The sequence below is a fragment of the Bacillus sp. S3 genome (genome assembly GCF_005154805.1).
GTDB lineage: Bacteria > Bacillota > Bacilli > Bacillales > Cytobacillaceae > Neobacillus.
On the sequence record NZ_CP039727.1, the window covers coordinates 19,379 to 30,000 of the forward strand.

Below are 10,622 nucleotides of genomic sequence, written 5' to 3' on the forward strand. Positions count from 1 at the left end.
GAGCCGGTGGCAGGTGTGAACCGGCGGGTGAAACTTGTGAATCCATCCTCGAGCAAGGTATGGAACACCTCCATTTCAGAGGTAAGTAAGTACTTTCGGTAGAAACCGTTACATTTTTTTTGAGGTGGGCAGCATTGGCTGTCAACCAGGGTGGTATCGCGACTAACTCTCGTCCCTGTATTTGGGGCGGGAGTTTTTTATTTTATGGCTCTGTTAAAGTTTATTGTTGATTTTGAACCACTGTTGATTGGAGCGGAAGCCGCGAGACTCCTGCGGGAGCAGCGGGACAGGTGAGACCCCACAGGCGCTTTAGCGCCGAGGAGGCTCACCGCCCGCCCCGCGAACCGCTCGCGGCTGTAGCGGAAATCAACAGCCATGCTTAGCAGAGTCTATTTTATAAAAGAAAAGGGAGTGTCTAAACATGCTGGATATTAAAGTATTAAGGGCTAATTTTGCCGAAGTAAAAGAAAAGCTGCAACATCGCGGTGAGGATTTAACAGATTTAGGCCGGTTTGAGGAGCTTGATCAAAAAAGACGCGAGTTAATTGTTGAAACTGAAAAATTAAAAAGCAAAAAGAATGAGGTTTCCCAGCAGGTTGCCGCATTAAAACGTGAGAAGCAGGATGCCGATCATTTAATTAAAGAAATGCGTGAGGTAGGCGATCAAATTAAAGTGCTTGATGACGAGCTCCGCGCGGTAGAAGAAGTTCTAGACAATTTACTGCTTAGCATTCCCAATATCCCGCATGAAAGTGTTCCGATCGGGGAAACAGAGGATGAAAATGTTGAGATTCGAAAATGGGGCCAAGTACGTGAGTTTGGATTTGAAGCGAAGCCGCACTGGGACCTTGCTGACCAATTAGGGATCCTTGACTTTGAACGGGCAGGTAAGGTTACCGGCAGCCGATTTGTCTTTTATAAAGGGCTGGGGGCCCGTTTAGAGCGTGCGTTAATGAGTTTCATGCTTGACCTTCATGTCGATGAACATGGCTATACGGAAATCCTGCCGCCATATATGGTCAACCGCACTAGCATGACCGGCACAGGCCAATTGCCAAAGTTTGAAGAGGATGCCTTTTTAATCGATAGCGAAGATTATTTCCTCATCCCTACTGCTGAGGTGCCTGTTACCAACTATCACCGTGATGAAATATTAAGCGGCGAGGAACTGCCAATCAAGTTTGCTGCCTACAGCGCGTGCTTCCGTTCTGAGGCGGGCTCAGCAGGTCGTGATACAAGGGGACTGATCCGTCAGCACCAATTCAATAAGGTTGAGCTTGTTAAGTTTGTGAAGCCGGAAGATTCATATGAGGAGCTTGAGAAACTGACACATGATGCCGAGCGGGTATTGCAATTGCTTGAGCTGCCATACCGCGTTTTAAGCATGTGCACCGGTGACCTTGGCTTTACGGCAGCGAAAAAGTACGATATTGAGGTGTGGATCCCAAGCTACGAAACCTACCGTGAGATTTCTTCTTGCAGTAATTTCGAGGCATTCCAAGCACGCCGTGCCAATATCCGCTTCCGCCGCGACAATAAAGCGAAGCCAGAGCATGTGCATACATTAAACGGATCTGGCCTTGCGATTGGCCGCACGGTCGCCGCCATTTTAGAAAACTACCAGCAGGAGGACGGCAGTGTCGTCATTCCAACTGTACTACGTCCTTATATGGGCGGCCGTGAGGTCATAACACTGTAAAAATATAAAATTCCGGACGGATTTCTTCTCCGTCCGGTATTTTATATAAATATGTTTGACACAGTATGAAATATATGATAAATTACATTTTGTCGATACGGAGGAATACCCAAGTCCGGCTGAAGGGATCGGTCTTGAAAACCGACAGGCGGGTTAAACCGCGCGGGGGTTCGAATCCCTCTTCCTCCGCCATCTATATTTACAATCGCGCATAAAAACTGGAGATAAAATCCGTTACATTCGATGTAACGGATTTTTTTTATAAACAAAAACACCTATTAAAAACTAGGTGTCTTGGTTCTGTTCAGTATTTCATTTAATTTATCTTCTACATCACGGCAGACTCTCAAGGAATCCTCTTTGCTTTTTACCACATCAGTCGTATCCATATCAATCACGAGTACTTCACTCGCATTATATTGATCCATGACCCATTCATCGTAACCCTTCCACACTTCGAAGTAGTACTCCTTTAATTCCGGGTTAATTTCAAAGCTTCGGCCGCGGGCCATAATCCGGTCAATAACGGTATCAAACGAACCTTTTAAATACACCATTAAATCAGGAGCCTTTTTTGGCAGCTCATTCAGTTCTTCCAACATGTTATCAACGAGATCTTCATAAATTTTGAACTCCAGTTGAGAGATTCTGCCTAAGTTTTTATTCACATAAGCAAAATACCAATCCTCATAAATCGAGCGGTCTTGAATCGTGTAAATCGGTTCACGCCAATTGATACAATCTTTCACTGTCTTGAAGCGTTTATTTAGGAAAAATAACTGCAGCAGGAAAGGAATTCTCCGTGCATCTAACTCCTCCGGTGTCAACTCATAATAGAGCGGAAGAATGGGATTATCATCGACCGCCTCATAAAATACCTTACTTTCAATCCCTTTATTTTTAAAGTGTGCACTCAATGTGTCGGCTACACTTGTTTTTCCGAGTCCAATCATACCACCAATAACGATACTCACGAACATCCCCCTGTTCTATATGTTGGTCCAGCTGTTTGTTTCAATCTCGCTGCTAATTTCTCAAAGATATGATTTAAATCCTGTTCACTTTTTACAAAATCCAGCTCATCACCGCTAAAGCGGAGAACAGGGATTTCTGGATGTTCTTTTTCAAAAGCCGCCATTGTATTTTCATAGTCCATTGAAAGCTGCTCTAAATATAACGGGCTGATGTTTTTCTCGACTTCGCGCCCTCTAATTTTAATTCTCTTTAATAGTGTATCTAAACTTGCATTCAAATAAATAATGACATTGGGCTTTGGCATATCTTCAGTCAGGATTTGATAAATTTTATAATATTTTTTGTATTCATCCTCATTTAGGGTCCGAGTAGCAAATATCAAGTTTTTAAAAATATGATAGTCTGCGACAACTGACTTGTTCTGGCTTAAGTAATGGGTATTGATATCCCCTAATTGTTTAAAGCGATTGCAGAGAAAAAACATCTCCGTTTGAAAACTCCATTCCTCAATGTTGTCATAAAATTTTCCTAAGAATGGATTTTCGTCAACAATCTCTTTTAATAAAGCAAACTGAAACTGTTCTGAAATGGCTTTTGCGAGCGATGTTTTTCCCACACCAATCGGCCCTTCAACGGTAATAAAGGGTGTATCCCCCATTATAAAGTCCTCCTTTGTAGCTCCCTGCACTCTCTATGATTAACCGGATTACATTGGTTCAATTATTTTATTTATATATCTAAAACTAAGACACAAATGATATTTTATCACAATCCACTACAGGAATGGATATGGAAAATTTAGTAGAAGTGAAGTTCGTGGCAAAAATATGAAAAAACTGCCGAAACTCGGCAGTTTTTGTCGTTAAAATATTTTAGCCGATAAGATAGTGTAACTTTCTTATCAGGCATATGGGCAACTGTGCCTCTGTCTTCGCCTAACGGCTCGCCAATCGGCGGATTTTCTTTATGTTCCCCTTTTTGTCACATTGAAATTATCGACGATGAGCAGCCAGTTTTGCGGGAAGGCCAACCCAAGCTTCCAATAGCTCATCCCCCTGATATTCAGCTCTTTAATTAAGTCAAACTTGGCCTGAATAGAGCGGGCATCCTCAAACCAAACCTCGTGTTGTTTACCAGCATCGCTATATTTGAAAAAGGGTGCCTGTGCTTTCGTATCATATTGAATAGGGACATTGTGTTTTGCTGCCAGCTGGATGGCTTGCTGGGGGCTTACGGCCTTGGCTACGGTCCCTTGAACGAATGGAAGTGTCCAATCATAGCCATAAAGATTTTGACCCATGAGAATTTTGTTCGATGGCATTTCGGTAATAGCGTATTCCAATACCTTTCTGACTGGATCAATAGGAGAAACTGCCATCGCAGGGCCGCCGCTATAGCCCCATTCATACGTCATGATCACGACAAAGTCCGAGATTTCGCCGTGAGCTTTATAATCATGGCCTTCATACCATTTTCCTTTTTGCGTTGCACTTGTTTTGGGGGCAAGCGCAGTCGACATCAGCCAGCCTTCACTCTTAAAGCGCTGTTTCGCCTTTCGTAAAAAATTATTGTAGGCCTCGCGGTCGGCAGGGCGTAAAAACTCAAAGTCAAAATGAATATCGCGGAATCCATATTTTTTTGCTGTTACAACAATATTATTGATAAATTTATTTTGGATGGCCGTATCATTTAAGAGAATGCGGCCGAGTTCATCGCTAAATTGATCATTCTCCTGGTTGTTAATCACCATCATTAAGACGTTGCGGTTGGCCTTAGCAATCGCAGGGAAATTATTCAATAAGGGCTCTTTCAAACCGCCATCACGCAGTGCCTGAAAACTGAACGGAGCCAAGTAGGTCAGATATGGTGCGGCCTCACGGGCGCTGCTTTCTAATACTGGGGCGACCGTAGTGCCGCGCGGTTCAACGTATGCATTAAACTCGGCACTCCTTTTTTTTCCCTGAGGTATATAGAGACGAAGCCCGACATTCAGCGGCTGATTCACGTTGATGCGATTGATATTTGCAAGCTCCTGATAGGGGACGCCCACTTTCCTGGCAATGGAAAATAGAGAATCTCCCGGCTGTACGAAATAAAAATGACCAATAATCGGAATGACAATTGATTGTCCGATAACCAGATTATTTGGATTTGGTAATTCATTTGCCTCAATAATATCTTGAACGGTTGTATGATAGGATCTAGCAATCGTCGTTAATGTTTCATTGCTCTTTATGACATGGATTTGCATCCAATATCCCTCCCCGTAAACTGCGCTACCGCTATTTTATGAGGGCGGGGAGGGATACATGATAGGTAATTGATAAATTTCGTGATTACTTGGTTGAATGTTCGCCTTAAGCACGTTTTCCATCATCATGAGGGCATACAAATTATCCTCATCTGCTACTGATGCAATGCAATCTTTGGGAACCATCAGCTGATATTCTCGCATATAGGCATCATTTGCCGAAAATAATACACAAATATTACCGGCAATTCCTGTGAGTAGGAGCGTATTAACTTTTAGCTGATGAAGCAGGGTGTTTAAGGCTGTGCCATAAAAGGCAGAATGCTTTGGCTTGATTAAAAAGTAATCATTGGCTTCCGGCAGTAATTGTTCAAAGACAGGCAGGCTGTCTTCATTGCGGCAAAAGTCAATAATTTTATGAAAATCAGCCAGCCATAAATTATAATGGTCATTGACGAAAATGACTGGCAGCTTTTGCTTATTAAATTGATTTTTTAAAAATTTGATCGGCGCCGCAATTTGCCGGGCCTTTTTGGCAAGAATGGGGCCATGAGAAAAATCAAAGTTGTTAATCATGTCAATAATTAAGAGCGCAGGGCGGGTATCATTCATTTGCCTCCCTCCTTCTTGTTTATTTTGGAATGGTACAGGGGTTTTTATCCTATTAGGGTTTGTAAAGGCGGTTTTAACATGGAAGTTGATTATAACCAAGACGAATATTTTATGAGAGAAGCAATAGAGGAAGCGAAAAAGGCAGAGGAATTAAATGAGGTGCCAATCGGTGCAGTATTGGTGATCGACGGTGAAATTATTTCCCGGGCCCATAATTTACGGGAAAGCGACCAAAACGCGATCGCGCATGCTGAACTGCTGGCCATCGATCAAGCGTGCAGGGAGATTGGGTCATGGCGGCTCGAGGAATCCACTTTATATGTTACACTAGAGCCATGCCCAATGTGTTCCGGAGCGATTATTTTATCAAGGGTTAAAAGAGTCGTCTACGGTGCTGTTGATCCAAAAGGAGGCTGTGCCGGCACCCTCATGAATCTCTTGCAGGATTCACGCTTCAATCACCAATGCGAGGTAACAAAGGGTGTATTAGAATCACAGTGCGGTCAAATGCTCTCAGATTTTTTTCGGAAAATAAGGGATAGAAAAAAAATGGAGAAGCAAAAAAGAAACCAAACTCCATCAGACAACTTACAATAATTTACAACTGATAAAGATTGCTTTTTTTCAGGAATGGTTGTATTATAAAGAGGCGTCAGATAAGGACGCACTAAAAATTTGGTATCAATTTTGCCGTGCTAGGTGGGGAGGTAGCGGTGCCCTGTACTCGCAATCCGCTCTAGCGAGACTGAATCCCTTCCTGAGGCTGATCGTCTGTAGGGTCTGCCTTAAGTAAGTGGTGTTGACGCCCTGGTCCTGCGCAATGGGAATCCATGAACCATGTCAGGTCCGGAAGGAAGCAGCATTAAGTGGACGCTCCCATGTGCCGCAGGGTTGCCTGGGCCGAGCTAACTGCTTAAGTAACGCTTATGGACGTCAGTCGAAGGAAGGTGCACGGCAGTTATAGTACATAAAATAACTCATCTCAGATTTGGGGTGAGTTTTTTGTTATTCTTTTTGTAAAAAAGAATTGAGATACGTTATAATAGATGAGATGAAAAAAATTGAAGGGGGCGGTGTCAATTGGCTTATCAAGCTTTATATCGTGTTTGGCGGCCTCAAGAATTTATTGATGTAGTAGGACAAGAACATGTGACCAAGACATTGCAAAACGCCCTGCTTCAACAAAAAATCTCCCATGCCTATCTTTTTTCCGGGCCAAGAGGGACAGGTAAAACGAGTGCGGCAAAAATATTAGCCAAGGCAATCAACTGTGAGCGTGCACCGGTTTCTGAACCCTGTAATGAATGTGCGGCATGCCGGGGAATTACCAACGGTACAATACCAGATGTGTTAGAATTTGATGCTGCTTCTAACTCTCGAGTGGAAGAAATGCGGGATGTTCTCGACAAGGTCAAATTTGCTCCAACTGCCGTAGACTACAAGGTCTACATCATCGATGAAGTGCATATGCTATCCATTAGTGCCTTTAATGCTTTATTAAAAACGTTGGAAGAACCGCCGAAACATGTTATTTTTATTCTGGCCACAACAGAACCTCACAAAATCCCATTAACGATTATTTCAAGATGTCAGCGTTTCGACTTTAGACGGATTACCGCAGGATCCATTGTCAAGCGGATGAAATTAATTGTAGATGAAACGGGTGTCGACTGTGAGGATCGTGCCTTGCAAATGATTGCACGTGCAGCGGAAGGCGGTATGCGGGACGCGTTAAGTTTATTAGATCAGGCGATTTCTTACAGCGAGGATCATGTCACTGTAGAAGATGCATTAACCGTCACAGGTTCTGTATCGCAAGGGTTCCTGAACAAATTAGCACAAGCCTTTCAAGAGGGTGAAGTGGCAAATGGTTTAGAAGCATTGGATGAGCTTTTATATCATGGAAAAGATCCAGCGAGATTCATTGAGGATTTGATTTTATTTTACCGTGATATGCTGCTTTATAAAACGGCCCCAAATCTCGAAGAATCACTAGAACGAGTCATGCTTGATGATGAGTTTCGTGAGATGGCGGAGGCTATTTCGACAGAACAAATCTACCAGCTTATTGACCTGTTAAATAAGACACAGCAAGAAATGCGCTGGACAAACCATCCAAGAGTTTTCCTTGAAGTGGCCATTGTTAAGCTTTGCCAATTAGAAGTAAAACAAGTAACTCCGTCAGAGCCGGCCCATATAGAGCAACTACTAACAAGAATTGAACAGCTGGAGTCGGAGCTGCAGCACTTAAAGGAAAACGGAGTGGCACCAGCAGCAGTACAAGAAGCGGCATCACAGCCGCAAAAGCCGGCCCAAAGATCGTCGAAAAAGGCATTCCAGCCGGCAGTTGGAAAAATAAATGAAGTGCTAAAGCAGGCAACAAAGAGCGATTTAAATCTTATTAAATCAAATTGGGCTGAAATGAGGGATGGGCTTTTGAAGTCGCAGGCCGCCCTGTTAAATGATGCCGAACCGATTGCCGCTTCAGCCGATGCTTTTATCATTAAATTCAAACACGAAATGATTTGCCAAATGGCAATGAGCCGCAGCGATTTTCTCGATGCAGTCATTGCTGCTTTATATAAATTAGCCGGCAAACGATTTTCCATTTTAGGTGTCCCTGAGGATCAATGGCTGCCTATTCGCGAAAGTTTCCTAAACAGCCAGCACGGCGAAGAAGGAGAATTTAGCGGGCCGACTAAGGAAGAAGAACCACATATAACTGAAGCTAAGAAATTATTTGGCGATGAATTTGTGGAAATAGTTGACTAAAAAATAATTGGAGGTATGACGTAATGATGCGTGGCGGTGGAAATATGCAAAATATGATGAAGCAAATGCAAAAAATGCAAAAGAAAATGGCAGAAGCACAGGAACAATTAGGTGAAGAGAAAATTGAAGGAACGGCTGGCGGCGGCATGGTAAAAGTAATTGTAACCGGTCATAAAGAAGTGGTAGATGTACAAATTAAACCTGAAGCAGTGGATCCTGATGATATTGAAATGCTGCAGGACCTTGTCCTTGCTGCAACAAACGATGCCCTTAAAAAAGCAGAAGAGTTAACCAACAATACAATGGGGCAGTTTACAAAAGGAATGAACCTGCCGTTTTAATAAGAAAAGCGGAAGCGCCCTGGTCAGCGGTGTATGGTCTCCTCGAAAAAGCTAACGCTTTTTCTTCGTGCGATGCCTATGCTGCCGAAGCTTTCCTTGTGGAGCGCTCCAACTGAGATAAAGGAAACACGAAGAGCCGGAGGCGAATCGATGTTGACTTATCGTAGGGCGGAGAGCGAAGGACACTAGCCGCTAGGGCGCTGAAGCTGGACAATTCTCAAAGTCAAAAATCATATACTTTTTTAGTCTTTTAAAAAGGTATAACCGGGTGTTAGCACCCTTAGAGGGGAAAAATATAAATGCATTATCCTGAACCAATTTCTAAGCTGATTGACAGTTTTATGAAGCTGCCGGGTATTGGTCCGAAGACAGCTTCACGTCTGGCTTTTTATGTCTTAAGTATGAAAGAAGATACGGTGCTTGATTTTGCAAAAGCACTTGTCAATGCAAAACGGAATCTTACCTACTGTTCTGTCTGCGGCCATATCACTGATCAAGACCCATGCTATATATGCGAAGATCAGAGCCGGGATAAGGCGATCATTTGTGTCGTTCAAGATCCAAAGGATGTCATTGCGATGGAAAAGATGAAAGAATTCCATGGATTGTACCATGTCCTGCATGGGGCAATTTCTCCGATGGATGGGATTGGCCCTGAAGATATAAATATTCCTGATTTGCTTAAGCGGCTCCAGGATGAAACCGTCCAGGAAGTGATCCTCGCAACCAACCCTAATATAGAGGGTGAAGCAACAGCCATGTATATCTCCCGTTTGTTAAGACCTTCAGGAATTAAGACAACGAGAATTGCTCATGGATTGCCGGTTGGCGGAGATCTTGAGTATGCTGACGAGGTAACCTTATCCAAAGCCCTAGAAGGACGACGAGAATTATAGACCGGAGGAATGGATGATGTTTTTTCGGCGAAAAGGACGGCTTCGAAAAGAATATGATGAAAAGCTGTTAACACAGCTCAACCGATATAGAGATCATTGGCAGCAAGAAAAACTGCTTTTGGAAAAAAGCTTCGATCCTTCCAATGAAGTCGTTTGTCAAACAAAAGTAGCGGAAGCCAAATATATTTTTCTATTAAGAGAAGCAAAGCAGCGCAATGTCACTTTAATAAGATAAGTAAAAAAGCTAGTCCTCTTCCATAGGTCTATTCTTCCTGACTTGTACATATAGTGTCAGTAAAGGGACTTTAGAAGGGGGTTAGCTTTTTTGGAACCAATTTTCGTTATATCTATTTTAGGAGGACTAATCCTTTTATTGTTATTCTCTGGGGCGCAGTTTAAGCCTGCCCGATTTGTCGGCCAAGCTTCCATAAAATTTTTAATTGGGGCACTCCTATTATTTTTCTTAAATGTAGCCGGCAATAGGTACGGAATCCATGTTCCCATCAATTTTGCAACATCAGCCGTTTCGGGTTTCTTAGGTATTCCGGGTTTATTTGCATTAGTAGCCATTCAACAATGGGTGATCTAAAAGGAACAGGCCGCTGTAAACAGCGGTTTTTCTTTTTTCTAAAACAATTTTCAAAAAAGGTATTGACCATACGTGTAAAATGATTTAATATATTAAAAGTCGCCACTAAGACGCGATGGCTTGATTAAAAAAAGTTATTGACTTTTGGTTGATAACTTGATATGATAATAAAGTCGTCTTTGAGCGACAATGGTATTTGTTCTTTGAAAACTAAACAAACAAAAAAACGTCAACAAACAATAAATTATTAGTTTTTTCTATAGAAACTAAGCCAACGTTTTAAATTATGAGCTAATCAACTCAACTTTTTTGGAGAGTTTGATCCTGGCTCAGGACGAACGCTGGCGGCGTGCCTAATACATGCAAGTCGAGCGAATCAATGGGAGCTTGCTCCTGTTGGTTAGCGGCGGACGGGTGAGTAACACGTGGGCAACCTGCCTGTAAGACTGGGATAACTTCGGGAAACCGGAGCTAATACCGGATAATT

11 protein-coding genes, 1 tRNA gene, 1 rRNA gene, 1 other RNA gene and 1 other annotated feature (2 of these 15 running past the window's edge) are annotated in these 10,622 nt (G+C 42.8%); of the genes, 10 read left to right on the plus strand and 4 right to left on the minus strand.

Translation table 11 applies throughout. The features are described 5' to 3' along the window. Positions 1 to 180 (plus strand) — a binding site (T-box leader); it begins 47 nt to the left of the window's first position. A 241-nt stretch (positions 181 to 421) separates the two neighbouring features. Both serS and FAY30_RS00085 read left to right on the plus strand, forming a co-directional pair. Then, on the plus strand, positions 422 to 1,699 hold the full coding sequence (gene serS / locus FAY30_RS00080; RefSeq protein ID WP_149868017.1) for a serine--tRNA ligase: 1,278 nt from the start codon (positions 422 to 424) through the stop codon (positions 1,697 to 1,699). 99 nt (positions 1,700 to 1,798) lie between these two features. Next, positions 1,799 to 1,891: transfer RNA gene (locus tag FAY30_RS00085), tRNA-Ser, on the plus strand. Between the two features lie 86 nt (positions 1,892 to 1,977). Here the strand turns inward: FAY30_RS00085 and FAY30_RS00090 are convergent. The 4 genes from FAY30_RS00090 to FAY30_RS00105 all read right to left on the minus strand — a co-directional run bounded on the left by FAY30_RS00090 (position 1,978) and on the right by FAY30_RS00105 (position 5,537). Then, the gene (locus FAY30_RS00090; protein ID WP_411675470.1) at positions 1,978 to 2,679 is read right to left on the minus strand and encodes a deoxynucleoside kinase; all 702 of its coding nucleotides are present in this window, start codon (positions 2,677 to 2,679) and stop codon (positions 1,978 to 1,980) included. Next, the gene (locus tag FAY30_RS00095) at positions 2,670 to 3,332 is read right to left on the minus strand and encodes a deoxynucleoside kinase (RefSeq protein WP_149868019.1); all 663 of its coding nucleotides are present in this window, start codon (positions 3,330 to 3,332) and stop codon (positions 2,670 to 2,672) included. Before FAY30_RS00095 ends, FAY30_RS00090 begins: the two co-directional genes overlap by 10 nt. Positions 3,333 to 3,638: 306 nt before the next feature. After that, positions 3,639 to 4,925: a LysM peptidoglycan-binding domain-containing protein gene (locus tag FAY30_RS00100; RefSeq protein WP_149868020.1), complete on the minus strand. Its 1,287-nt coding sequence runs from the start codon at positions 4,923 to 4,925 to the stop codon at positions 3,639 to 3,641. A gap of 36 nt (positions 4,926 to 4,961) precedes the next feature. After that, positions 4,962 to 5,537 carry a cysteine hydrolase family protein gene (locus tag FAY30_RS00105; RefSeq protein ID WP_149868021.1) on the minus strand — a complete coding sequence of 192 codons (576 nt, stop codon included), beginning with the start codon at positions 5,535 to 5,537 and terminating at the stop codon, positions 4,962 to 4,964. Between the two features lie 78 nt (positions 5,538 to 5,615). Here FAY30_RS00105 and tadA point away from each other — a divergent pair, with 78 nt between their 5' ends. The 8 genes from tadA to FAY30_RS00145 all read left to right on the plus strand — a co-directional run. After that, a complete protein-coding gene (tadA, locus tag FAY30_RS00110) occupies positions 5,616 to 6,134 on the plus strand; it encodes a tRNA adenosine(34) deaminase TadA (RefSeq protein ID WP_149868022.1) in 519 nt (172 codons plus the stop codon). A 93-nt stretch (positions 6,135 to 6,227) separates the two neighbouring features. Next, an RNA gene (gene ffs / locus FAY30_RS00115) (signal recognition particle sRNA large type) lies at positions 6,228 to 6,492 on the plus strand. Between the two features lie 125 nt (positions 6,493 to 6,617). Then, on the plus strand, positions 6,618 to 8,309 hold the full coding sequence (gene dnaX / locus FAY30_RS00120; RefSeq protein WP_149868023.1) for a DNA polymerase III subunit gamma/tau: 1,692 nt from the start codon (positions 6,618 to 6,620) through the stop codon (positions 8,307 to 8,309). Between the two features lie 26 nt (positions 8,310 to 8,335). After that, the gene (locus FAY30_RS00125; RefSeq protein ID WP_149872540.1) at positions 8,336 to 8,650 is read left to right on the plus strand and encodes a YbaB/EbfC family nucleoid-associated protein; all 315 of its coding nucleotides are present in this window, start codon (positions 8,336 to 8,338) and stop codon (positions 8,648 to 8,650) included. Positions 8,651 to 8,949: 299 nt separating this feature from the next. Further along, positions 8,950 to 9,546 carry a recombination mediator RecR gene (gene recR / locus FAY30_RS00130; RefSeq protein ID WP_149868024.1) on the plus strand — a complete coding sequence of 199 codons (597 nt, stop codon included), beginning with the start codon at positions 8,950 to 8,952 and terminating at the stop codon, positions 9,544 to 9,546. A gap of 16 nt (positions 9,547 to 9,562) precedes the next feature. After that, entirely contained in the window at positions 9,563 to 9,781 is a 219-nt protein-coding gene (locus FAY30_RS00135) for a YaaL family protein (protein ID WP_149868025.1), read from the plus strand. A gap of 90 nt (positions 9,782 to 9,871) precedes the next feature. Then, positions 9,872 to 10,135 (plus strand): pro-sigmaK processing inhibitor BofA family protein, encoded by a 264-nt coding sequence (locus FAY30_RS00140; protein WP_149868026.1) that lies wholly within the window; start codon positions 9,872 to 9,874, stop codon positions 10,133 to 10,135. A 306-nt stretch (positions 10,136 to 10,441) separates the two neighbouring features. Continuing rightward, positions 10,442 to 10,622: ribosomal RNA gene (locus FAY30_RS00145) — 16S ribosomal RNA — on the plus strand (it continues 1,370 nt past the right edge of the window).

Coding starts and splice junctions, on each gene's coding strand:
- FAY30_RS00105 (WP_149868021.1), bottom strand. CDS start 5,537: ATGAATGATACCCGCCCTGCGCTCTTAATTATTGACATGATTAACAAC.
- FAY30_RS00125 (WP_149872540.1), top strand. CDS start 8,336: ATGCGTGGCGGTGGAAATATGCAAAATATGATGAAGCAAATGCAAAAA.
- recR (WP_149868024.1), top strand. CDS start 8,950: ATGCATTATCCTGAACCAATTTCTAAGCTGATTGACAGTTTTATGAAG.
- FAY30_RS00090 (WP_411675470.1), bottom strand. CDS start 2,679: ATGTTCGTGAGTATCGTTATTGGTGGTATGATTGGACTCGGAAAAACA.
- FAY30_RS00100 (WP_149868020.1), bottom strand. CDS start 4,925: ATGCAAATCCATGTCATAAAGAGCAATGAAACATTAACGACGATTGCT.
- FAY30_RS00135 (WP_149868025.1), top strand. CDS start 9,563: ATGTTTTTTCGGCGAAAAGGACGGCTTCGAAAAGAATATGATGAAAAG.
- serS (WP_149868017.1), top strand. CDS start 422: ATGCTGGATATTAAAGTATTAAGGGCTAATTTTGCCGAAGTAAAAGAA.
- tadA (WP_149868022.1), top strand. CDS start 5,616: ATGGAAGTTGATTATAACCAAGACGAATATTTTATGAGAGAAGCAATA.
- FAY30_RS00095 (WP_149868019.1), bottom strand. CDS start 3,332: ATGGGGGATACACCCTTTATTACCGTTGAAGGGCCGATTGGTGTGGGA.